21 protein-coding genes and 1 other annotated feature are annotated in these 24,820 nt (G+C 38.8%); of the genes, 1 reads left to right on the top strand and 20 read right to left on the bottom strand.

The window, feature by feature from the left end; translation table 11 throughout:
- Window positions 1-40: 40 nt before the first annotated feature.
- From rpoZ to V7138_RS18520, 5 genes are all read right to left on the bottom strand, one after another.
- A complete protein-coding gene (gene rpoZ / locus V7138_RS18540; protein ID WP_335400175.1) occupies window positions 41-274 on the bottom strand; it encodes a DNA-directed RNA polymerase subunit omega in 234 nt (77 codons plus the stop codon).
- Window positions 274-891, bottom strand: coding sequence for a guanylate kinase (gene gmk, locus V7138_RS18535; RefSeq protein ID WP_335400173.1), 618 nt, complete (start codon window positions 889-891; stop codon window positions 274-276). Before gmk ends, rpoZ begins: the two co-directional genes overlap by 1 nt.
- 12 nt (window positions 892-903) lie before the next feature.
- Window positions 904-1,167, bottom strand: a complete 264-nt coding sequence (gene remA / locus V7138_RS18530; protein ID WP_010282579.1) for an extracellular matrix/biofilm regulator RemA — start codon at window positions 1,165-1,167, stop codon at window positions 904-906.
- A gap of 58 nt (window positions 1,168-1,225) precedes the next feature.
- Window positions 1,226-2,101, bottom strand: a complete 876-nt coding sequence (locus V7138_RS18525) for a YicC/YloC family endoribonuclease (RefSeq protein ID WP_335400171.1) — start codon at window positions 2,099-2,101, stop codon at window positions 1,226-1,228.
- 189 nt (window positions 2,102-2,290) lie between these two features.
- The gene (locus V7138_RS18520; protein ID WP_335400169.1) at window positions 2,291-4,981 is read right to left on the bottom strand and encodes a calcium-translocating P-type ATPase, SERCA-type; all 2,691 of its coding nucleotides are present in this window, start codon (window positions 4,979-4,981) and stop codon (window positions 2,291-2,293) included.
- A gap of 161 nt (window positions 4,982-5,142) precedes the next feature.
- On the opposite strand from V7138_RS18520, the gene V7138_RS18515 reads away from it, so the two are divergent.
- Window positions 5,143-6,855, top strand: a complete 1,713-nt coding sequence (locus V7138_RS18515) for an Rqc2 family fibronectin-binding protein (protein WP_335400167.1) — start codon at window positions 5,143-5,145, stop codon at window positions 6,853-6,855.
- Window positions 6,856-6,883: 28 nt separating this feature from the next.
- Here the strand turns inward: V7138_RS18515 and pyrE are convergent, their stop codons facing one another.
- The 15 genes from pyrE to V7138_RS18440 all read right to left on the bottom strand — a co-directional run bounded on the left by pyrE (window position 6,884) and on the right by V7138_RS18440 (window position 24,719).
- On the bottom strand, window positions 6,884-7,510 hold the full coding sequence (pyrE, locus tag V7138_RS18510; protein ID WP_335400165.1) for an orotate phosphoribosyltransferase: 627 nt from the start codon (window positions 7,508-7,510) through the stop codon (window positions 6,884-6,886).
- Window positions 7,507-8,223 (bottom strand): orotidine-5'-phosphate decarboxylase, encoded by a 717-nt coding sequence (pyrF, locus tag V7138_RS18505; RefSeq protein WP_335400162.1) that lies wholly within the window; start codon window positions 8,221-8,223, stop codon window positions 7,507-7,509. Before pyrF ends, pyrE begins: the two co-directional genes overlap by 4 nt.
- Window positions 8,223-9,134 carry a dihydroorotate dehydrogenase gene (locus tag V7138_RS18500; RefSeq protein ID WP_335400159.1) on the bottom strand — a complete coding sequence of 304 codons (912 nt, stop codon included), beginning with the start codon at window positions 9,132-9,134 and terminating at the stop codon, window positions 8,223-8,225. The genes pyrF and V7138_RS18500 overlap by 1 nt, the downstream gene beginning before the upstream one ends.
- Complete coding sequence (locus tag V7138_RS18495) at window positions 9,131-9,910, bottom strand: dihydroorotate dehydrogenase electron transfer subunit (RefSeq protein WP_335400157.1); 780 nt, start codon at window positions 9,908-9,910, stop codon at window positions 9,131-9,133. Before V7138_RS18495 ends, V7138_RS18500 begins: the two co-directional genes overlap by 4 nt.
- Window positions 9,907-13,119 carry a carbamoyl-phosphate synthase large subunit gene (carB, locus tag V7138_RS18490; protein WP_335400155.1) on the bottom strand — a complete coding sequence of 1,071 codons (3,213 nt, stop codon included), beginning with the start codon at window positions 13,117-13,119 and terminating at the stop codon, window positions 9,907-9,909. The genes V7138_RS18495 and carB overlap by 4 nt, the downstream gene beginning before the upstream one ends.
- A complete protein-coding gene (locus V7138_RS18485; RefSeq protein ID WP_335400152.1) occupies window positions 13,104-14,204 on the bottom strand; it encodes a carbamoyl phosphate synthase small subunit in 1,101 nt (366 codons plus the stop codon). The genes carB and V7138_RS18485 overlap by 16 nt, the downstream gene beginning before the upstream one ends.
- Window positions 14,201-15,487 carry a dihydroorotase gene (locus V7138_RS18480; RefSeq protein WP_335400150.1) on the bottom strand — a complete coding sequence of 429 codons (1,287 nt, stop codon included), beginning with the start codon at window positions 15,485-15,487 and terminating at the stop codon, window positions 14,201-14,203. The genes V7138_RS18485 and V7138_RS18480 overlap by 4 nt, the downstream gene beginning before the upstream one ends.
- A complete protein-coding gene (locus V7138_RS18475) occupies window positions 15,484-16,386 on the bottom strand; it encodes an aspartate carbamoyltransferase catalytic subunit (protein ID WP_335400147.1) in 903 nt (300 codons plus the stop codon). Before V7138_RS18475 ends, V7138_RS18480 begins: the two co-directional genes overlap by 4 nt.
- Before the next feature lie 289 nt (window positions 16,387-16,675).
- Complete coding sequence (locus tag V7138_RS18470) at window positions 16,676-17,989, bottom strand: solute carrier family 23 protein (protein WP_335400144.1); 1,314 nt, start codon at window positions 17,987-17,989, stop codon at window positions 16,676-16,678.
- Between the two features lie 146 nt (window positions 17,990-18,135).
- Window positions 18,136-18,684, bottom strand: coding sequence for a bifunctional pyr operon transcriptional regulator/uracil phosphoribosyltransferase PyrR (pyrR, locus tag V7138_RS18465; protein ID WP_335400141.1), 549 nt, complete (start codon window positions 18,682-18,684; stop codon window positions 18,136-18,138).
- Between the two features lie 224 nt (window positions 18,685-18,908).
- A complete protein-coding gene (locus tag V7138_RS18460) occupies window positions 18,909-19,817 on the bottom strand; it encodes an RluA family pseudouridine synthase (RefSeq protein WP_335400139.1) in 909 nt (302 codons plus the stop codon).
- Complete coding sequence (gene lspA / locus V7138_RS18455) at window positions 19,792-20,277, bottom strand: signal peptidase II (RefSeq protein ID WP_335400137.1); 486 nt, start codon at window positions 20,275-20,277, stop codon at window positions 19,792-19,794. The genes V7138_RS18460 and lspA overlap by 26 nt, the downstream gene beginning before the upstream one ends.
- 119 nt (window positions 20,278-20,396) lie before the next feature.
- Window positions 20,397-20,762 (bottom strand): TraR/DksA C4-type zinc finger protein, encoded by a 366-nt coding sequence (locus V7138_RS18450; RefSeq protein WP_335400134.1) that lies wholly within the window; start codon window positions 20,760-20,762, stop codon window positions 20,397-20,399.
- A gap of 282 nt (window positions 20,763-21,044) precedes the next feature.
- A complete protein-coding gene (ileS, locus tag V7138_RS18445; RefSeq protein WP_335400131.1) occupies window positions 21,045-23,807 on the bottom strand; it encodes an isoleucine--tRNA ligase in 2,763 nt (920 codons plus the stop codon).
- Window positions 23,808-23,896: 89 nt separating this feature from the next.
- Window positions 23,897-24,152, bottom strand: a binding site (T-box leader).
- Between the two features lie 66 nt (window positions 24,153-24,218).
- The gene (locus tag V7138_RS18440) at window positions 24,219-24,719 is read right to left on the bottom strand and encodes a DivIVA domain-containing protein (RefSeq protein WP_335400128.1); all 501 of its coding nucleotides are present in this window, start codon (window positions 24,717-24,719) and stop codon (window positions 24,219-24,221) included.
- Window positions 24,720-24,820 lie beyond the last annotated feature (101 nt).

The raw sequence follows: 24,820 nt of genomic DNA, 5'->3' as shown, positions 1-24,820 counted from the left end.
TAAAAAAATAACAACCTGCATGAGAGGTTGTTATTTTCGGTTATTCATTAATTGTTTGTGTTGGTTCTCCAGCGTCTTTTTTATCAGTTGTATAATAAAGAAGACCGGCATCGATTTCCTCTAGTGCTTTACCAACGGATTTATAGGATACAGGCTTCTGTACCATTCCATCATTTTTTTCTTGCATCACTCTTGCTCTTTTAGCAGCAACTGTTACAAGAGTATATTTAGAATTTAATTTATTTAATAACGCATCAATAGATGGAACTAACATTAAAAATCAACCTCCAGCATTTGTTTATAACGTCTTGCCACACGGTCACGGCGACAATGCTCAGCAGTGACAATTGCATTAATCCGCTCGCAGGCAAGCTCAACCTTATCATTTTCAACAACATAATCATAAGCGTCCATCATTTCAATTTCTTCTTTTGCAACCTTCATTCTGTTAAGGATTAAATCGTCAGACTCTGTACCCCTCGTAACTATTCTGTTCTTTAATTCTTTCAGACTTGGTGGTGCTAAGAAAATGAATAAACCTTCAGGGAATGCTTTTCTTACTTGAAGTGCCCCCTGTACTTCAATCTCTAGGAAAACATCCTTACCTTCTTGTAAAGTAGATTCCACGTAATCAATTGGGGTTCCATAATAGTTCCCAACATATTCTGCCCATTCAAGAAGCTTGTTGTTTTTTATTAATGCTTCAAACTCTTCTCTCGTCTTAAAGAAGTAATCAACACCATCCACTTCTCCTTCACGCGGCTTTCTTGTCGTCATTGAAATGGAATATTGAAATTTTGTATCGGGCTGTGAAAAAATTTCTTTACGGACAGTACCTTTTCCGACACCAGATGGACCTGATAAAACTATTAGTAAACCTCTTTCTTTCATTCGTTCTTAAACCTACCCTTCGTCTGTTAGCTCATCTTCTTTTGATAGCCTTTGTGCAACTGTCTCTGGCTGGACTGCTGATAGGATAATATGGTCACTATCCATTATCATAACAGCACGCGTTCTTCTTCCATATGTAGCATCAATGAGCATTCCTCGATCACGAGCATCTTGAATAATCCGTTTAATCGGAGCAGATTCGGGACTTACAATTGAAATAATTCTGTTGGCCGAGACAATATTTCCGAATCCGATATTTATTAATTTGATTTGCACTTAATCTCCCCCAGTATATCCCCTCTATTTTTGCCGCGAAAATGGCTTTATAATCAAGCTATTCAATATTTTGAACTTGCTCTTTAATTTTCTCTAATAAGCTTTTCATTTCCACAACATGATTTGCAATTAAAGGGTCGTTTGCCTTTGAACCGATTGTATTGGTTTCTCTGTTCATTTCTTGAATGATAAAATCGAGTTTTCTTCCAATTGGTTCATTTGTTTTTACAGTTTCCCTAAATTGACTAATATGGCTTTCGAGTCGTGTAAGTTCCTCACTGATATCCGCTTTTTCTGCAAATAATGCTACTTCAGTGAGAATTCGATTCTCATCAAATTCATCCCCAACAAACTCTCTGATTCTTTTTTCAATACGGTCACGATAATGGGTAACTATTTTTGGTGCATATTCCTTAATAATATGTACATTTTCATCAATTTGTCCAAGGAAGCTAATAATATCCTGGTTTAACTTCTTACCTTCAACTTCCCTCATTTGTCTCAATTGCAATGTCGCACTTTCAATGACCTCAAGGACGGTTTCTTCAAGTTCTTGGTTCTCCATTTCTTTCTCTTCTATGGAGAGGATATTTTCATTTGAAAGTAGCTGTCCTGCTGTAATTTGATCAGTAAGCTGGTATTTTTCCTGGATTTGTCGAGTCGATGCAACTAAAGAATCTAATAAATCCCAGTCAATGGAGATCGTTTTCGTAACAAGCCCTTCACCTTCAATTGTAAGAAATACCTCGACACGACCTCTTTTCACATGCTCGATTATTGCTTTTTTTATTTTATCCTCAAGAAACAGCAGTTGTCTAGGTAATCTTATATTGATTTCACAGAATCGATGGTTTACAGATTTCAGTTCTGCATGAACGGTGAATGCATTTGTCTCTTTTTTTGCACGTCCAAAACCTGTCATACTCACAATCATCATATCACTTCCAATCTAACATAACAGGCAGCGCTTTATGTATACGCTCATCTTAACCATTTATATTTTACCATTGTTTTCTAAAATGGAATAGTTCTTATTAAATGAAAAAAGGTAATAGAGTCTACACTCCATTACCTCATGTATTATAACACAGGTCTATATCTAAAATCCAAGTCTAGCTTATTTTTATGCACGAGCTGCGGATCTTTTTCTTGTTAATAATGATCCTGCAAGTAGGAATGTTGGTATAGCTGACATTCCGATTACGAGAAGCCAATCTCTTGGTGCAATGGCATATGTTTTGAAAACAGGTTGCAGTGGTGGATAGTAAATCACGATTAGCATTAAAATTATAGATGAAATAACCGCCCACACTAAGTACATATTTTCGAATGGATTGCGGTGGAAAATAGAGCGTTCGCTTCGGCAATCAAATACATGGATTAATTGAGCCATAACTAGTGTAGCAAATGCGATTGTTTGGGCATAACCAAGATTACTAGGGTCTCTATGATAAACCACCATAAAAGCAGCCAAAGTGGCAATTCCAATTAAGAATCCGCGGCTGACAATCTTCCAACCCAATCCTCTCGCAAAGACCCCTTCCTTCGGATGTCTCGGTCCATGTTTCATTAAATTCCCTTCCGGTTGGTCAAGTCCAAGAGCCATTGCAGGTAACCCGTCTGTTACAAGGTTAACCCAAAGAATTTGAATCGGAACGAGTGGCAATGGAAGCGCCATTAACATGGCAAACAGCATGACAAGAATTTCACCGACATTGGATGCTAATAAATAACGAATAAATTTTCTAATATTTTCATAGATATTTCGGCCTTCTTTTATTGCAGCTTTAATTGTTGCAAAATTATCATCGAGCAATATTAGGGATGAAGCTTCTTTCGCTACATCTGTTCCAGTTATCCCCATTGCAATCCCGATATCGGATGCTTTAATTGCTGGAGCATCGTTTACCCCATCACCCGTCATTGCAACAATATGTCCCCTACTTTGAAGAGCTTGAACAATTTTAAGTTTATGTTCAGGTGATACCCTAGCATATACATAGACATCATCTACAATTTCCTCCAGCTCTTCTACATCCATTTTTGAAAGGGCATATCCATCTAACACTTTACCGCCAGCTGGAAGAATTCCAAGCTGAGTAGCGATAGCTTTTGCTGTAATGACGTGATCACCTGTGATCATAATTGTTTTGATTCCTGCGTCTTTACACTCTTTAACTGCTGCTTTAACTTCTGGACGTGGCGGATCAATCATTCCTTGAATTCCAATAAAGGTTAACTCGCTTTCTGCCTCACGTTCAGAAACTAATTTTTGATTCGGTCTTAATGGTTTAAAGCCAACCGCAATCGTACGAAGGGCATTTGAAGCCAATCCCTCAATCGCATCCTTAATCTTATTCTCGTATTCTCCTGATAGTGGTTGTTGTTTATGATCCCAAAGAACCGATTTACTTACACCAAGTAATACATCTGGTGCCCCCTTTGTAACAACAAATTGATTTCCAGATCTATCTCTTACAATAACACTCATCATTTTTCTTACAGAATCAAATGGAAACTCTTCAATGATTTCAAATTGTTCTGCTAAAAATTCATTTGTAAGTCCTGCTTTAATACCTGCAACAAGAAGGGCGCCTTCTGTAGGATCACCATCAACGACAATATCCTCATCTTTTCTTTTTAATGAAGCATTATTACATAAAACGCCAAACGTCAGTAATTGTTGAAGGGTTTTGTTTTCAGATGGTTTTATTTCTCTTTCCCCAAAGAAGAACTTCCCGTCTACATCATAGCCTGTACCTGAAACAGACCATGTTTTGCCGCCAGACCAAAGATGTGTAACCGTCATTTTATTTTGAGTCATGGTGCCTGTCTTATCTGAACATATGACTGACGCGCAGCCTAATGTTTCAACAGCAGGTAAACGGCGGACAATAGCATTTTTCTTAATCATTCGCTGAACACCTAAGGAAAGGGCAACCGTCACAATAGCTGGGAGTCCTTCAGGGATTGCGGCTACAGCCAACGATACTCCCGCTAAGAACATTTCATACATTTCATGTCCATTTATTACACCAACTATGACGACTAACAGAGTTAAAATTAATGCAACGGTTATCAAGATCTTCCCTAATTGCTCTAATCTTCTCTGCAATGGTGTGATCATCGCTTGTGCTGTTTGAAGAAGCTCCGCAATTTGACCCATTGCAGTATTCATACCAGTTCCAACTACAATACCGACACCACTACCACGTGTTACCATCGTTCCCATAAAGGCCATATTTTCTTGATCACCAAGTGAAACTTCACCATCACGAATCGGTTCAACGTGCTTGGTAACTGGAACAGATTCCCCTGTTAATGCAGATTCTTCAATTTCTAAGCTTTTGACATCAACTAGGCGTACGTCGGCACCAATGCGGTCACCACTAGTGAATTTAATGATATCCCCTACAACAAGTTCTTTTGACAGAATTCGAACCCATTCATTATTTCGGAATACGTTCACCTGTGGTGCAGAAAGCTCTTTTAAGGCTTGAAGCGATTTTTCTGCTTTTCGTTCTTGAAAAAATCCTAAAAACCCGTTAATTAAGACAATTGCCATAATTGCGATGGCATCAATGTATTCTCCTAACAACCCCGACACGAGAGTTGCAGCAAGTAATACAAGTACCATAAAATCCTTAAACTGAGCTAAAAAAAGCAAAAGTGCTGAAGGGCGTTCCGCTTCCTTCAATTCATTATATCCAAATTGCTTTTGACGCTGTTTTACTTCTTGGTCTTGAAGACCTGTGGAAAGGCTTGTATTTACTTTTTTTTCGACCTCTTCTGACCTTAGCTCATACCACTTCATCCGTCTTTTACACACCCCTCACTAAATCTGTATCTATGAAAGCTTATTCAGTCTCGTCCAAAAAAATGCTATACTTTTTCTAAGTTGCCTTTTTGTTGGTACAATTGTAGAAGTGCTGTAGAAGACCTGCCTTCTATTGACATAGAAAAGAGGATATTGATATGACATTCGATGGAATATTCACGAAGGAAATCGTACATGAATTACAGCTAACACTTGAAAATGGAAGAATTTCAAAAATTTATCAACCATATAAAAATGAATTAATTTTTCAGGTTCGTTCAAATGGCAGGAATCATAAGCTCTTACTTTCTGCTCACCCTAGTTACGCCCGTATCCATGTGACAAATGGATTATATGATAATCCACACGAACCACCGATGTTTTGTATGCTCCTTCGAAAACATCTTGAGGGAAGCATTATAGAAAATATCCGTCAGGTTGACATGGACAGAATCATTGTTTTTGACCTTAAAGGTAGAAATGAGCTTGGCGATGTTTCCTTTAAACAATTAGTGATTGAAATCATGGGCAGACATAGTAATATCATCCTTGTTGATACAGAAAAACAAACAATTCTAGATAGCATTAAGCATGTTTCACCAGCTGTCAATCGTCACCGCACCGTGTTACCAGGATATACATATGTTTCACCACCAGCACAAGAAAAGACGAACCCTTTTACAGTCGATGAAGAAGCATTTTTGAAAAAAATTGACTTTAATGCTGGCAAATTAGATCAACAGATTGTGAATAAATTTTCAGGCATTTCCCCTTTATTCGCGAAGGAAGTTGTGTTTCGAGCAGGAATAGCGAATCGCAAATCTCTGCCAGGACCGTTTTTGTCGATGATTGAGGCCATTAAGCAAAATAAGATTACACCACAAATCATCACAAAAGGTCAGAAGGACTATTTTTATATCCTTCCTCTACAGCATATTGGTGGTGAGGCTAAAGAATTTGCAACGATAAGTGAAATGCTTGATCGTTTTTATTTCGGGAAAGCCGAACGAGACAGGGTTAAACAGCAAGGACACGATTTAGAGCGGTTTATAATAAATGAAAAAATGAAAAACGAGAAAAAAATCAAAAAACTGGAAGCAACCTTAGTCGAATCGGAAAAAGCTGAAAAATATAAGCTATTTGGTGAGCTAGTGACAGCTAATATGTATGCGATCACCCGTGGTGAAAAAGTAGCCCGTGTGTTAAATTACTATTCAGAAGAAAATGAGATGCTCGAAATCCCATTAAATCCTCAAAAAACACCGTCTGAAAATGCTCAAAGTTATTTTTCAAAATACCAGAAGGCAAAGAATGCTGTTGCTTATGTCGAACATGAAATCGAAAAGGCAAAAGAAGAAATTACGTATTTCGACTCACTTTTACAACAAATCGAATCTGCTGCACCAAAGGATTTACAGGAAATTCGTGAGGAACTGATGGAAGAAGGCTATCTTAAAAACAAGCAACAAAAAGGCAATAAAAAAATGAAACCTACAAAACCAGCGATTGAGCATTATGAATCGACTGATGGAACAGAAATCCTTGTCGGTAAAAACAATAAGCAAAATGATTATTTAACTAATAGACTAGCAGCGAGAGATGATATTTGGCTACACACGAAAGACATTCCAGGTTCACATGTCATAATTAGAAGTAAGCAACCAACAGAAGAAACAATCCTTGAGGCGGCGACAATTGCTGCATATTTCAGTAAGGCCAAAAACTCATCTTCTGTTCCAGTTGATTACACATTGGTACGGCATGTCAAGAAGCCAAATGGTTCGAAGCCAGGCTATGTGATTTATGATAATCAACAAACGGTTTATGTTACGCCAGAAGAAGATGTAATTGTAAAACTAAGAAAGCCCTAGGAACGATTTCCTAGGGCTTTTTTTAGGCTTACATTGTATACCATTCAGCTGGATTCTCTCTCCAGCTTTGAAGACTTTCAATATCATTTTCTGACACGACATTGTTTTCTAAAGCAACTTCGATTAAGGTAGGATAATCTGTTATCGTATGGGCTGAAACATTTGCCGCTTTTAAACGGTCTGTAGCTTCTGGAAGTTGATAGGAGAAGATTGCGACGATGCCTAATACTTCACATCCAGCTGCACGAAGAGCTTCAGCAGCCGTTATTGCACTGCCACCTGTTGAAATAAGGTCTTCAATCACCACAACTTTTTGTCCCTTAACTACCTTACCTTCGATTTGATTTCCTTTGCCATGTGCTTTTGCTTTACTTCGAACATAGCACATTGGTAAATCTAAAATATCACTTACCCACGCTGCGTGAGGAATACCGGCAGTTGCCGTTCCAGCTATTACTTCCACTTCAGAATAATGCGTTTGTATTAATTCAGCTAATCCCTTTGCAATTTTTCTGTGAACATGTGGGAATGAAAGGGTCATACGGTTATCACAATAAATAGGAGATTTTATTCCAGATGACCAAGTAAATGGTTCATTTGGCTGTAAAAATACGGCACCAATCTCTAGTAAATGTCCGGCTATTTCTTTTTTCATACTTGTACCCCTTTCCATGCTGCTTTCATTTGTTTATATGTTTGTAATGGGTTCGTTGCGCGTGTGATTGACCGACCAACCACAATCGCTGTTGATCCTAATTCTCGTGCTTTTTCAGGTGTAACAACCCGCGCTTGATCACCGATTTCATCAGATGCCTGACGGATTCCGGGTGTAACTGTCATAAATTCGTTTCCTAACCTGCTGTTAATCACTGGAACTTCAAGAGACGAACAGACGACACCATCTAATCCACTTCTTTTCGTTAATGTCGCATATTCCACAACTACATCTAGTAGATTACGGTCGATCAACAATTCGTTTCTCATCACGTCTTCGGTTGTACTTGTAAGTTGAGTGACCGCAATACACTTGGGTCTTAATTGCCCTACTGCCGTTCCAGCTTCTAGTCCTTCTCGAGCTGCCTCCATCATCTTTGTCCCTCCTGCAGCATGCACATTGACTAAGTCAACACCAAGCCCTGCAAGACGCTTCATGCTAGAATAAACAGTATTTGGAATATCATGAAGCTTTAAATCTAGGAAAATAGAGTGTCCTTGCTCTTTTAAGAAATGAATGACAGATGGCCCTTCTTGATAAAATAACTCCATTCCAACCTTAACGAAAAGCTGTTCCTCATGAAATTCGGTTAGAAAACCTTTCGCATCTGTTAAACTTGGAAAATCAAGAGCGATTATAAGTGGACGGTCCATTACTTCCAACTCCTTCCTTGACACTCAGTAATATGCGTAAATCCATATTTATCTAATAAACTCGGAAGCTCTTCAATTATTGTTGGGCATACGTATGGGTCAATAAAGTTTGCTGTACCCACGGCAACAGCGCTCGCCCCAGCATAGTAATATTCAAGTACATCTTCCGCTGTTTGAACGCCTCCCATACCAATGATTGGAATAGACACGGCCTGACTGACTTCATGAATCATTCGAATTGCAACAGGCTTGATTGCCGGACCTGATAGGCCACCTGTTTTATTTGCTAAAATTGGATTACCGGTTTTAAGGTCAATTCGCATTCCAATTAACGTATTAATCATGGTTAAACCATCTGCACCTGCTTCTTCAATGGCCTTCGCCATTTCAACGATGTTTGAAACATTCGGTGATAATTTTACATAAACCGGTACACTTGATACTTCTTTTACATATCTCGTTAACTCAGCAGCTACCTCTGGAATTGTACCAAAGGCAATCCCTCCTGTTTTAACATTCGGACATGAAATATTTAATTCAAGCGCATGAACATTAGGTGCTTTTGAAATTTCTCTTGCTACCTCAACATAGTCTTCGATTTGTGAACCCGCAACATTCGCGATAATTGGTACATCAAACTGCTCAAGCCATGGAAGTTCTTCTGATAAAACCTTTTCAAGTCCCGGATTTTGTAGTCCAATTGCGTTTAACATCCCTGCACTCGTTTCGGCCACTCGAGGAGTTGGGTTTCCAAATCTCGGCTGGGCAGTGGTTGCCTTGATCATAATTGCACCTAGAGTACTTAAATCATAAAACTTCGCGTATTCTTTTCCGAATCCAAAGCAACCCGATGCTGGCATGATTGGATTTTTTAGTGATAAACCTGGTAGCTCAACTTGAAGTCTGTTCATAGTACCACCTCTCCAACCTTAAATACTGGGCCATCACTGCAAACCTTTTTATACGAAGACCCATCTGGATCATTTTGAAGATGACATACACATGCAAAGCATGCACCAATCCCGCAGCCCATTCTTTCTTCTAAAGAGATGTATGCATTTCGGTCAGGATATGCTTTTTCAAGCGCCTTAAGCATGGGTGTCGGACCACAAGAATAAAGAGTATCAAATGTAATCCCGAAAGTAGTAATAACATCCGTCACAAATCCTTTTGTTCCAATCGACCCATCAACTGTGGCAATATAAGTTGTGCCTAACTCATTAAATTTTCCTTCATAAAAGACAGCGGATTTTGATTGAAATCCAAGTACGTGGATGACATTTACACCTTTTGCGACTAATTGTTTTGATAATTCATAAAGAGGTGGAACACCAATTCCTCCACCAACCAGCAAGGCTGTCTCCCCTTCACCGACTTCATCAACAGGAAAGCCGTTCCCAAGGGGACCTAGGACATCAACTGATTGATCAATGTTTTTTTCAGAAAGGACCCGTGTTCCGAGTCCTTCCTTTCGGTAAATAAGTGTGCATTCTTGATGTTGATGGTCAATATTTGCAATACTAATCGGTCTTCTTAACAATGGGTCAATCCCATCACTCACTTTTACATGGACAAATTGTCCTGGCTCACCCATTTCCTGAACCAATGCTCCCTCTAAGGTAAGCTCGAAAATATCCTCTGCAATTTGGGTGTGGCTAACCACCTTCATTTGTTCTTTTTTCATCACGAATGTACCACCTCACGGTTTTGCAAGTGAGAACCCATTGATTCACTTGAGAATGTCATAGATTCTAGAACTTTCACGATTGCTTTTGCTGTATCTAATGAGGTTAAGCAGGCAACTCCATTTTCAACGGTTTCACGGCGAATTCTAAACCCATCTCTTGCAGGTTGCTTTCCTTTTGTTAATGTATTAATAACAAATTGTGCTTTTCCTTGACGGATCACATCAATAAGATTTGGAGCTTCTGCACCAATTTTATTAACAACCGTAACTGGGATGTTTGCCTTTTGTAAGTAGCTAGCAGTTCCGCTTGTTGCTAGAAGCTGATAGCCAATTGTATGAAAACGTTTTGCGATTTCTAGGGCTTCTTCCTTGTCTTTATCTGCTACAGTTAAAAGCACAGAGCCATATGTTGGAATCGTGATTCCTGAAGCTACTAGTCCTTTGTACAATGCCTTTTCTAGTGTATAATCCTTACCCATAACTTCCCCAGTCGATTTCATTTCAGGACCGAGGGAAATGTCCACATTGCGAAGCTTCGCAAATGAGAAGACTGGAACCTTTACGTATACTCCTTCAGTTTCTGGGTGTAATCCTGTTGAGTATCCAAGTGATGGTAAAGATTGTCCTAGAATAACCTTTGTCGCAATATTTGCCATTGGGATGCCGGTAATTTTACTTAAGAAGGGTACTGTACGGCTTGATCTTGGGTTTACTTCGATTACAAATACTTCTTCGTTATAGATAACAAATTGAATGTTTAATAGTCCGATGATATTTAAACCTTTTGCAAGTGCGATTGTATGGTCAATAATTTGTTGTTTTACATGCTCTGACAATGTTTGCGGAGGATACACGGCAATTGAGTCACCTGAGTGAACTCCAGCACGCTCGATATGTTCCATGATACCTGGAATATATACCGTTTCCCCATCTGAAATAGCATCTACTTCAATTTCTTTACCAGTTAAATAGCGGTCAATTAAAACAGGATGCTGCGGATTAATCTTCACCGCATTTTCCATATAATGAAGGAGCTCTTCGGTTTGATAAACAATTTCCATTGCTCTTCCACCTAATACATACGATGGTCTAACAAGAACTGGATAGCCAATTGCTTCTGCAATAACCACTGCTTCTTCCACAGAAGTTGCTGTTTTTCCTTTTGGTTGTGGAATTCCAAGTGAAATAACCGTTTGCTCAAATTTATCTCGGTTCTCAGCACGGTCTAGGTCTTCTAATGATGTCCCTAGAATTTTAACACCACGTTCAGCTAAGTCACTTGCGAGATTGATAGCTGTTTGGCCACCAAACTGGACAACCACTCCTTCTGGTTGCTCAAGGTCAACGATATGCATCACATCTTCAATTGTAAGTGGCTCAAAATAAAGCTTATCTGAGATACTGAAGTCAGTAGATACTGTTTCAGGGTTGTTGTTAATAATAATTGCTTCATAGCCTGCTTGATTAATCGCCCATACAGAATGAACAGTTGCATAATCAAACTCCACACCCTGACCAATGCGGATTGGTCCTGAACCTAGGACGATGACACTTTTACGGTCCGTTACAATGGATTCATTTTCATCTGCGTATGTTCCATAGTAATAAGGTGTTGCAGATTCAAATTCAGCTGCACATGTATCTACCATTTTATATGTTGGAACAATTCCGGCTTGTTTACGAGTTTCATAAATTTCAATTTCTTTTTTATCCCAAAGCTTTGCAATCATCGAATCTGCAAAGCCTCTCTTTTTCGCAAGTTGTAAGGTTTCTAGGTTACCAACATTTTGGCGTAAAGTGGCCTCAAGCTTAATAATATTTTCAAATTTTTGTAGGAAGAATAAATCAATTTCACACCATTCATGAATTTCCTGTATCGAGATGCCCCGTCTAATGGCCTCTGCAAGGTAGAATAGACGTTCATCTCCTGCTTTGCGAATTCGTTTTTCAATCGTTGCTAAATCAGCATTTGTTGCATCTTCAAGGTCGATATGCGTTACATTTGCCTCTAGAGAACGAACCGCTTTTAAAATCGATTCCTCGAAATTACGTCCAATCGCCATGACTTCTCCTGTAGCTTTCATTTGTGTTCCCAGTCGGCGGTTAGCAGATTCGAATTTATCAAATGGCCAACGAGGAATTTTTGTAACCACATAGTCAATGGTTGGTTCAAATGCTGCATATGTCGTACCTGTTACAGGATTTTTCATTTCATCTAAGGTTAAACCAACCGCAATTTTTGCTGCTAGCTTTGCAATTGGATAACCAGTTGCTTTTGATGCTAAGGCAGATGAACGACTTACACGCGGGTTGACCTCGATAATGTAGTAATTAAAGCTGGATGGGTCTAGTGCTAGCTGTACATTACAGCCGCCTTCAATTCCGAGTGCACGAATAATTTTTAATGATGTATGTCTTAATAATTGATATTCACGATCAGTTAAGGTTTGGCATGGTGCAACTACTATAGAATCACCAGTATGGATACCAACTGGATCCACATTCTCCATACTACATACAACAATTGCATTATCCGCCGAATCACGCATTACTTCAAATTCGATTTCTTTAAATCCTGCAATGCTTTTTTCTAATAAACATTGTGTAACGGGACTATTTTTCAAACCACTTGTCACAATTTCAATTAATTCTTCTTCATTGTTACAAATTCCGCCACCGGTTCCTCCGAGTGTGAAGGCAGGTCGTACAATTACAGGGAAACCAATCTTTTCAACAAAATTGTAAGCTTCTTCTAAGTTATGGATAATATCACTATCTGGCACAGGCTCATTTAGCTCATTCATTAAGTTTCGGAATAGGTCACGGTCCTCTGCTTGTTCAATGGCAGAAAGGGTAGTACCTAGGATTTCAACTCCACACTCTTCAAGAATTCCTGAATTTGAAAGTTCCACTGCCATGTTTAAACCGGTTTGCCCACCAAGTGTAGGAAGAATGGCATCTGGTCTTTCCTTTCGAATGATTTTACTAACGAATTCTAGTGTGATTGGCTCAATATATACTTTGTCAGCAATTTCAATATCTGTCATGATCGTTGCAGGGTTTGAGTTTACAAGAATAACTCGGTACCCTTCTTCCTTTAATGAAAGACATGCTTGAGTTCCTGCATAATCAAATTCTGCAGCCTGACCAATAACAATTGGACCCGATCCGATTACTAGTATACTGTTAATGTCTAAGCGTTTTGGCATAGCTCTTCGCCTTCTTTCTTGAAGTTTTCAATCATCTGTAAAAAGTCGTTAAATAAGCTATTTGCATCGTCAGGTCCTGAGGATGCTTCTGGATGAAATTGGACCGTAAATGCTGGATATTCTATATGTCGTAATCCCTCAACTGTATCATCGTTGAGTGCAATATGTGTAACTTCAAGCTTTGCGTTTGCTAATGATTCTTTATTCACTGTATAGCCATGATTTTGTGAAGTAATCGCAATTTTACCTGTTTCAAGGTCCTTTACTGGGTGGTTCGCACCTCTATGTCCAAATTTCATTTTTTCAGTTTCTGCGCCATTAGCTAAGGCAAATAATTGATGCCCTAAGCACACTCCAAATAATGGTACTTTTCCTAAAACTTCTTTGATCATTTCAATTGCTTCGGGAACATCCTTTGGATCCCCAGGTCCGTTACTTAATAAAATGCCATCTGGGCTCAAACGTAAAATTTCTTCTGCTGGTGTATTATACGGAACGACAATGACATCACAGTCACGTTTACTTAATTCATGTAAAATACTATGCTTCATTCCAAAATCAACTAACACGATGCGATACCCTCTCCCAGGGCTTGGGTACGCGCTTGTTGTAGAAACTTGTTTGACTTGGTCGATTGGCAGAGTCAATTCATTCAGTTTGTTTACAACCTCCTGGACATTGGCATCCATCCCACAAATGACGCCCTTTAATGTACCATGTTGACGAATCATTCTTGTAAGCTTTCTCGTATCGATTCCAGAAAGACCCGGGATGTTTTTTGACTTAAAATATTCATCAAGACTTAATTGACTTCTAAAATTTGATGGATGATCACATACCTCATTTACAATCAGTCCGCTAATTTTAGGGTTAATCGATTCAAAATCATCTCTGTTAATCCCGTAATTCCCAATTAGTGGGTATGTTAATGTGACAATATGTCCACAGTTTGATGGATCTGAAATGATTTCTTGATACCCGGTCATTCCTGTATTAAAAATAACCTCACCTGTGTTTTCTGTATCACTTCCAAAACCGTCACCGATAAATACTGTTCCATCTTCTAAAATGAGCTGTCGCTTCATGCTAAAACACTTCCTTTCTGCCAAACAATGTTGCCTTTTACGAGTGTCATGACTGGCCAACCTTTACATTCCCAGCCACCAAATGGTGTGTTTTTTCCTTTTGAAACAAATTTTTCAGGATCAATTGTTCCTTTTGCCTCTAAATCAATAACAGTTAAATCAGCATTTTTTCCAATTTCTAAACTCCCAAATGGTAGCTTAAAGGTGTTTGCTGGTTTGCTAGTTAAAAAGTCCACTAATTGCTTTAACGTGATTTTCTTCGTCTCAACAAAATGTGTATAAAGAAGCGGAAAAGCTGTCTCTAGGCCAACGATGCCAAACGGGGCTAGGGCCATCCCTTGTGCCTTTTCCTCACTTGAATGTGGAGCATGATCCGTAGCGATAAAATCGATTGTTCCATCCATGAGACCTTCAATAAGGGCTTCTAAGTCCTCTTTTCCACGTAATGGAGGGTTCATTTTATAATTGGTGTCAAGGCTTGGAATGTCTTCATCACATAGCAGTAAGTGATGTGGAGTAACCTCGGCTGTTACATGAATACCAGCACGCTTCGCATCCCTGATGACACGAACTGATTCCTTTGTACTGACATGGCAGACATGGTAGTGACAGCCTGCAGCTTCTGCTAATAAAACATCCCTTGCAATATGTACGGATTCGCATACTGAAGGAATTCCATTAATCCCATGCTTCTTTGAGAATTCACCCTCATGAACAGCACCTTTATTAATGAGTGTGTTTTCTTCACAATGAGCAACAATTGGCATATCGATGGCTGCAGCTTGCTTCATTGCTTCAAGCATCATTCCAGCTGCTTGAATTCCAACACCGTCATCGGTAAATGCGAATGCTCCAGATTCCTTTAATGCTTTCATATCTGTTAGTTCCTCGCCAAGCTCACGAATCGTGATAGATGCATATGGAAGGACATTAACATGAGCTGTATCCTTAATTCTTTGTTGTAGCCAGTTCATTTGACGGGCTGTATCAGGAACTGGTCTTGTATTCGGCATTGCTGCAATGGTTGTAAAACCACCCTTTGCAGCTGCAAGAGTCCCCGATTCAATGGTTTCTTTATGTTCTCCGCCAGGCTCACGAAGGTGGACATGGACGTCAACGAATCCAGCTGATACAAACATCCCTTCAACATCAATTACCTCACAATTGGTTTGATCTAGACTAGTACCTATCGCTTCAACTAAACCATTTGTGATTTTAATATCTGCTGGTATTAAATCACCATGTTCATTAAGAATTTTTGCGTTTTTTAGTAATGTGCTCATATTAAAATTCCTCCTTCTACATGCTGTAAAACTCTTTTAAGGACTGCCATTCTTACAAATACACCATTTTCCATTTGCTTAAAAATTCTTGATTTACTTGCTTCGACTAATTCACTTGCCATTTCAACGCCACGATTAATTGGAGCTGGATGCATAATAATGCTTCCTTTCTTCAAGTTCTTGCCTCGGTTAATCGTTAATCCGTATTTTTGATGATACTCTTCTTTCGTCAAACCCATGGATGACTCATGACGTTCATGCTGAATGCGAAGCAGCATAACGACATCTGCTTCTTTAAGCCCCTCGTCAAGATCGACATATGAACCATATGGATTTGTATGATCCTGCCACTCTAATGGAGCAGAAAAATGAACCTTTGCTCCAAGTCTAGTTAAACTTTCTGCATTGGATCTTGCCACACGGCTATGGCGAATATCACCAACAATTAAAATATTTAATTCTTGGAATCTATTAAACTCTTGTTTAATTGTTAATAAATCAAGGAGAGATTGTGTTGGGTGATGACCGCATCCATCACCTGCATTAATGATTGGAATATTGATGCTCGTTCTTAGCTCGTTGAAATATTCATCCTTAGGATGACGAATGACAACTGCATTTGCACCAATAGATTGAAGTGTCTTTACAGTATCATAAAGACTTTCGCCTTTTTGGACACTAGAGGTCATTGCTTCTAAATGCAATACATCTGCGCCGATTCTTTTTTCAGCAACCTCAAAACTAAAACGAGTCCGCGTACTTGGCTCAAAAAAAAGATTAGCCACAAATGTTTGTTTTTCAAGCCTCCATTTGCTCCCTTGTGCAAAAAGTTCTGCATCAAAAAGAATGCGATCAATGTCTTCAATACTTAATTCAGTCATCGAAAGTAAATGATTCATTTTCTCTCCTCCTAATTATTAGAAAAGCACAAGGCGCTCAGCCTTAGGCGACAAGCATAAGACAAGCGCTAACAGAAGGTGCTCTTTACCTTCCGAAGCGATTGACTTAGACCAGAAAGCCGATGGCGCCTGGAGCTAGACATCATTGCTATAAAAAACACCCTTACCTTTTACGGTAAGGGTGTAAGAAACATGGTTGTATAAAAAAGGGTACAAGAAAACTAAGCCCTCTTTCGCTCAAACCTTACACCCTTAATAACCTCGCCGGGTCATTTTAAAAGGTGTTGCATTATGCAACAGAGTTATCATCCTCAAGATGAGTCTCGTAAATATCTTCGTCTTCACTCACTTCTCCACCAGGAAGAATAATGTTCAGTAAAACACCAATGATTGCAGCTAATGCCATTCCGTGGATTTCAAAGCCTAACACTTTAATGAAGGCTCCACCAATCCCAATCACTAGGATGACTGATGAAATCACTAAGTTTCTATTTTCACCTAGGTCCACCTTGCTATCCACTAACATCCGTAACCCGGATGATGCAATGATACCGAATAGGAGGATGGACACCCCACCCATAACTGCACTTGGGATTGAACCAATTAAAGCATTGATTGTTCCACTAAATCCGAAGAAAATTGCGACTACAGCCGCCCCACCGATTACATATACGCTGAATACACGGGTGATTGCAAGAACACCAATATTTTCTCCATAAGTTGTATTTGGTGGACCACCAAGAAGTGATGCAATCATCGTTGCAACCCCGTCCCCCATAATGGAGCGATGCAAGCCTGGCTGCTTAATTAAATCTTTCTGAACGACTTTACTTAACACCATTTGGTGTCCGATATGCTCTGATAAGGTTACAATTGCCACTGGTACAATTAGTGCAATCATATCCAGTGAAAAATGCGGTGTGTATGAAACAAATGGGATAATAAAATCTGGCATTTCAATAAATTTCGCTTCTTTTACAGGTGTAAAATCAACTAATCCAATCACCAATGCGTATACATATCCACCGATTATTCCGATTAACACTGGGATTAGATTAAAGAAACCTTTGAAGAAGATTGTTGCGATAATGACAATAGCCAATGTTACTAAGGCCACTGAAAAATGCTGCAAGCTGTATGCTCCATTTGCATCATTCATTGCCATTCCTACGGCTGTGCCTGCTAGGCTTAGACCGATTACAATGATGACAGGACCTACTACAACAGGAGGTAAAATTCGTACAAGCCATTTATGACCTGTTGCTTTTATGATTAATGCTACAACCCCATATACTAAACCAGCTAGTAAGCTTGCCATCATAGCAGCGCCTGGACCATCGGCTGCAATTGCTGTTTGAAGTGGGATGATGAAGGCAAAGGATGATCCTAGATAAGCAGGAACCTGCCCCTTTGTAATGAGTAAAAATGCAAGTGTACCTAATCCGCTCGAGATGAGGGCCACTCCTGGACTAATTCCAACTAAATACGGTACAAGAATGGTTGCACCGAACATTGCAAATAAATGCTGTAGGCTAAGAATTGCGAAGAGCCCTGCTGATGGTTTTTCTTTTATGCCTAAAACAACCTTTTGGTTATGATTCATTACCTTATTTCCTCCTCAGTCTTAACATACCCAAAATAAAAAAATCTTTGTGTTTTTACACAAAGAGGTATACAAATCCCTTTCAAGTCGAGAAGGAATGTTACCCCTTTGTTAGCCTCTCTGGACTACATTTAAAGGGTACTTATTTAGTTCTTGTGAATCGTTACTTGATCAGTATTATCAATTTCTTCTAGTTCCACCACGATTTTTTCTGAGCTTGCGGTTGGAATATTTTTTCCGACATAGTCAGCACGGATTGGGAACTCTCGATGACCTCTATCAATTAGTACTGCTAATTGAATCTGGGCTGGCCGTCCGATATCGATGAGAGCATCGAGTGCAGCTCGTACTGTTCTCCCAGTGTATAAAACATCATCAACGAGGATGACTTTTTTATTGGTGATATCCACCGGTATATCGGATCCTTTTACAATTGGTTCACGATCTGCCGTTTTTGTTGTTAAGTCGTCTCGGTATAACGTGATATCCAGCTCACCGATAGCAATCTTTTTACCTTCAATTTGTTCGATTCGATTTGCAATGCGTTTAGCCAAGTAAATGCCTCTTGTCTTGATTCCAACGATCACACAATCCTCAATACCTTTGTTTTTTTCAATGATTTCGTGAGCTACTCTTGTTAGTGCTCTTCTAATTGCCTGATTATCTAGTACGACAGCTTTTTCAGTATCAGCCATTTGTTACACCTCACTCACTTGGTTAACTCCCTCTTAACGAAAAATGTCCTCTCACCGTTAGTGAGAGGACATCGACATTTTACCCAGGGATATAGATATACCTATCCCAGTGTATTTTCCGTTTCCTTCTCAGCCTCACGGGACTGATTTTAAAGGGGCTCATTTGATTAAGTTTATTTTACGGTGCATATCGAATTTTGTCAATCCTTTTATGTGACAAAATTTTAATAACGAAGTTTCTCGAGAAGATCCACAAAATATGCAGGAAGCGGTGCTTCAAATTCAAGATACTCATTTGTTCTAGGATGCACAAAGCCTAAAAGCCCTGCATGTAATGCCTGTCCACCTAACTCCAAAGTCTTCTTTGGCCCATACTTTGGATCACCTGCTAATGGATAACCAATATATTTCATATGTACTCGAATTTGATGTGTTCGACCTGTTTCAAGCTGACATTCAACTAAAGTAAAATCCTTAAATCGTTCTAAAACATTAAAATGAGTGACCGCTACTTTACTGTTCTCATCTGTTACTGTCATGCTTTGACGATCTTTCTTGTCTCTTCCAATTGGTGCATCGATTGTACCTTGGTCATGCGGTATGACTCCATGGACGATTGCTTTATATTTACGGGTAACCGTCTTTTCGACTAATTGATTTACTAAAGATTCATGGGCAACATCGTTTTTGGCAACCATTAACAAACCTGAAGTATCCTTATCAATTCGATGGACAATTCCTGGTCGGAGAACTCCATTGATTCCCGATAAATCCTTGCAATGGGCCATAAGACCATTTACTAATGTCCCGCTCAGATGACCTGGTGCTGGATGCACAACCATGCCCTTTGGTTTATTGACAACAATAACGTCGGCATCTTCATAATAGATGTCTAAATTCATCTCTTCTGGAACAACATCGAGTGGTTCCGGCTCTGGAATGTCAATTTGAATGTTGTCTCCCAGACTTACTTTATAATTAGGTTTTATCTTATTCCCATTAACCGTAATGTTTCCATCTTTAATCCACGTTTGAACCTGAGTCCTTGACCATTCTGAATTAAAGGCAGAAACAATTCTATCAATTCGGTCATTTTGCTGATGTTCCTCAATTGTTAGTTCGAATTGATTCATCCTTTTTCTCCTTTTCTAATTTCCCTTCAAATAGTGTTAAAATTAAGATCAAACCAACACCGATAACTAATGCTGAATCGGCGATATTAAAGATTGGGAAATTATATGTAAAAATGTATGTATCTATAAAGTCGACAACTTCTTTACGAAAGATACGGTCGATAAAATTACCAATTGCACCTCCTAGCATGAATGAAAGCGCAATGCCAAATAGACGTTGATTTGGTTTGAGACGTTGTATATACAGAACAAGCATAACAACAACAACAATGGTCACAATATAGAAAAACCACATTTGTCCCTGTAATATCCCCCACGCTGCACCACGGTTACGATGCGACGTTATGTACAAAAAATTAGGAATGATTTCAATGGAATCACCAAGCTCCATATAACGAACAATTACCCATTTCGTTACTTGGTCTAATAAAATGACAAACAAAGCTATTAAATAATACACGCAAACGCCCCCATGTTAACAAAACTTTACCTTTCTGCATTTTAGCACATGATTGGACGGGTGTACAATGTATTTGAGGGATAAAGCAAGCAGAAGTAGAAGGAAAACCTTCACTTCTGCTACACTAAATATAGATGGTTTTCACGTTGAGGGGGTATGACTTTATTTCTGTCATATAAATCAGTGAAGGAAAATTCAAAAATGGTTCGAGCTGTTGGAAGAATCCTCAGTTTCTCGATTGGAATTTCAGCACCTGTTTCCTCACAGATTCCATACAAACCAGAATTCATTTTATTTAATGCCCTTTCAACATCATATAAATCTTCTTTTATATGACTGATGACAATTTTTTCTTTTTCAGAATGCTCATTCTGAAAGAGAAATTCTTGACTAACCTCATATTGTGTTGACTGCATCAACCTTGATAGTAGTTCCTCTTTCGTTAATTCTAACTCCGCTTTAATCTCTGCATACTGATCGTTCATTGGAACGCCTCCTTATCATGCTTTTGATTAAACGCATAAGAATAAGTTTATTTCTATAAGGTAGTAAAGATAGTGTTGCCGATAAAGGTTTGTGTTAAAGCCAACAACTTTTTCCTGTTTGATAAACTGTTTCTAATTACATAATACGTAATTCTTATCAAAAATTGACGGTTGGCAAGCCGGTTATTCGTTTACAATTTTATTAACATATTATTTCAGGACACCTTTCAATTGAAAAAAGCACCATGAACCTTTAGATTCATGGTGCTCTACCAGTTAGTTTTAGTAATTTTCTTTTACAACAGCTGCACAGCGTGAGCAAAGTGTTGGGTGATCTTGGTCCTCACCAACAGTTGGTGTTACAACCCAACAGCGATCACATGTTTCACCTTCTGCTACCCCTACAACGATTTTTACTTGTTCAAAGCTCTGTGCATTTTCTGGCGCATCCTCATAAGAACCACCAATTTCAAAGCCTGATACAATGAACAATTGCTTTACGTTTTCTTCAATTGAATCGAGAAGAGCTTTTGCTTCATTGTTTGGATATAGTACAATGCTTGCAGCTAATGATTTTCCGATGACTTTTTCATTTCTTGCTGTTTCAAGTGCTTTAAGAACATCGTCGCGCAGCTCCATGAATGAATCCCATTTCGCTTCTAATTGGTCTGCATTTGGAATCTCCACAGAAGTAGGCATATCAACCAATTGAACACTTTCTTCTTTAACCGAATCGATATGAGACCATACCTCGTCAGCTGTATGTGGAAGAATTGGTGTTACTAGCTTCGTTAAGCCCAATAAGCTTTCATATAAAACAGTTTGAATCGAACGACGATCACGCTGATTAGCTGGTTCGATATATAAAATATCCTTCGCAAAATCTAGGTAGAAGGAACTTAACTCGATTGTACAGAAATTATGAACAGAATGATAAACACCTGCAAACTCATAATTTTCATAAGATGCTTTAACCTTATCAATTAATTTGTTTAATTTAACAAGGATATAACGATCCACTTCACGTAATTCATTTACTGGGACTGCATCTGTTTCCGGATTAAAATCACTTAAGTTTCCAAGTAAGAATCGGAATGTATTTCTAATTTTACGGTAAACCTCAGCAACTTGTTTTAAAATGGCGTCTGATACACGAACGTCTGATTGATAATCAACGGAGGCTACCCAAAGACGTAGAATATCAGCTCCTAGCTGTTTCATAACTTTCGCAGGAACAACTACGTTTCCTAATGATTTACTCATCTTGCGGCCTTCACCATCTAGAGCAAAACCATGGCTTAGTACACCCTTATATGGGGCTTTTCCTGTTACTGCTACTGCTGTAGATAAGGATGAGTTAAACCAACCACGATATTGGTCCGATCCTTCTAAATAAAGGTCAGCAGGACGTTGTAAGTCATCTCTTTCTAAAAGAACAGCTTGATGGGATGAGCCAGAGTCAAACCATACGTCCATAATATCTGATTCTTTTGTAAAAATGCCGTTTGGACTTGATTCATGAGTAAAGCCTTCAGGTAATAAATCTTTTGCTTCACGCTCAAACCACACATTAGAACCAAACTCTCTGAACAATTCAGATACATGGTTAATTGTCACATCCGTGATGATTGGTTCACCATTTTCACCATAAAAGACTGGAATTGGAACACCCCATGCACGCTGACGAGAAATACACCAATCTCCTCTGTCACGAACCATATTGTAAAGACGTGTTTCACCCCATGCTGGAACCCATTTTGTTTCTTTAACAGCTTCCATTAGCTCTTGTCTAAAATCCTTGATCGAAGCAAACCATTGGGCTGTTGCTCTGAAAATAGTTGGTTTCTTCGTACGCCAGTCATGAGGATAGGAGTGAGTGATGAAGGAAAGCTTTAAAAGCGCTCCAACTTCCGTTAATTTTTCAGTAATTGGCTTGTTGGCTTCATCATAGAATAAACCTTCAAACCCTTCTGCTTCCGCAGTCATATATCCTTTTTCATCAACAGGACATAAAACGCCGATGCCGTATTTTTGGCCGACAATAAAGTCATCTTCCCCGTGACCTGGTGCTGTATGAACACATCCAGTACCTGCCTCAGTTGTAACATGCTCACCTAGCATTACTAAAGAGTCACGTCCATAAATAGGGTGAGTTGCTACTACATTTTCTAATTCTCGACCTTTAAAAGTTTTCACTACAGAAACGTTTTCCCAGCCAATTTCTTTTGTTACTGCCTCTAATAACGCAGAAGCAACAACATATTTATGGTTGTCAACACTTACTACAGAGTATTCAAGATCTGGATGTACGCTAATTCCAAGGTTAGCTGGAATGGTCCATGGAGTTGTTGTCCAGATGATGATTTTTTCGTCACCCTCTAGCACACCTTTGCCGTCTTTAACAGGGAATGCTACATAGATAGACGGTGATCGCTTATCTTGGTATTCAATTTCAGCCTCTGCAAGTGCTGATTCACTTGAAGGAGACCAATATACAGGCTTAAGTCCTTTGTAGATGTAACCTTTTTTAGCCATTTCTCCAAATACTTTGATTTGCTGTGCTTCATATTCAGGTTTTAATGTAATATATGGGTTCTCCCAGTCACCACGAACTCCCAGTCGTTTAAATTGTTCTCTTTGGTTATTGATTTGTTCGTATGCATATTCCTCACAAAGCTTACGGAAATCTGCAACGCTCATTGCTTTACGATTCACCTTCTTATTCTTTGTAAGAGCTGTTTCAATTGGCAGGCCGTGCGTATCCCAACCAGGCACATATGGTGCACAATAGCCGTTCATTGATTTAAAACGAACGATCATGTCTTTGATAATTTTGTTTAAGGCATGCCCCATATGAATGTCACCATTTGCATATGGAGGTCCATCGTGTAAAACGAATAATGGACGCCCTTTTGTACGTTCTTGAACCTTTTGGTAAATATTCATTTCTTCCCATTGTTCTTGAATTTGTGGTTCACGGTTTGGGAGATTTCCACGCATTGGAAAATCTGTTTTTGGCATTAACAACGTATCTTTGTATTCCATTACCATTTCCTCCTAATTATCGTTCCAATTTACAATTGCAGCTTGCGGATACCTTTTATACATAAAAAGAAAGAGACCTCCTCATCCCAAAAAGGGACGAGAAGGTCTCTCGCGGTACCACCCTTATAGACGAAGATTTTTCATTCGTCCACTCGACATTCGTAACGTGAATGATTCGCGAGATGCTTACTCAGACATGATCAAACGACCACTTCTATATGTTCAGCACCGAACTCCGGGGTGATCTTCATTCTTACTACTTATATCAGGCTTCCACCATCCCTGACTCGCTTTTAAGAATTGATAAGTATAAGTAAGAACTACTGTCCCTTTCATAGCTGCTTATATATTGAATTTAATTTGTTGTTTTAAAATTATATGCGTATTAAACAAAAGAGTCAAGTATAGAAACTAGTTTTCTTCCGATTCGGCAAAAACTGGCTCTGAATTGTATTCCATTAGGTGATCCCAATCATCATTATTAAGCATGTCCAATTGGGCTTCAATTAACATTTTAAATCTGTTTCTAAATACTTTTGACTGCTTCTTCAATTCTTCGATTTCAATTGATATCTTTCTAGATTTCGCTAAAGATTCATTAATAATTCGATCGGCATTTTTCTCTGCCTCTTTAATAATCAGCTTTGCTTCCTTTGATGCATTGCGTTTTACTTCTTCGGCTGTTTCTTGAGCAATTAAAATTGATTTATTTAACGTTTCCTCAATATTTGTAAAATGCCCTAGTTTTTCATTCAGCTCTGAAAGCTTTGATTCAAGTTCTTTTTTCTCACGAATAACCATTTCATAATCTTTAATGACTTGATCGAGAAACTCGTTTACTTCATCCTCATCATAGCCGCGAAAACCTTTATTAAATTCCTTATTATGAATATCTAATGGCGTCAAAGGCACGAATGCCACCTCCAATAATTAATAAAAAAATAGAAATCATTACCTTTAATTATGATACTTTACATTTCGACAAAAAAGAAGAATATCCTGCATTCTTTTCA

This window comes from Bacillus sp. JJ1533, assembly GCF_036965045.1.
GTDB lineage: Bacteria > Bacillota > Bacilli > Bacillales > Bacillaceae_L > Ferdinandcohnia.
The sequence above is the reverse complement of the archived record's forward strand: the minus strand, read 5'-3'. Positions and strand labels throughout refer to the sequence as shown.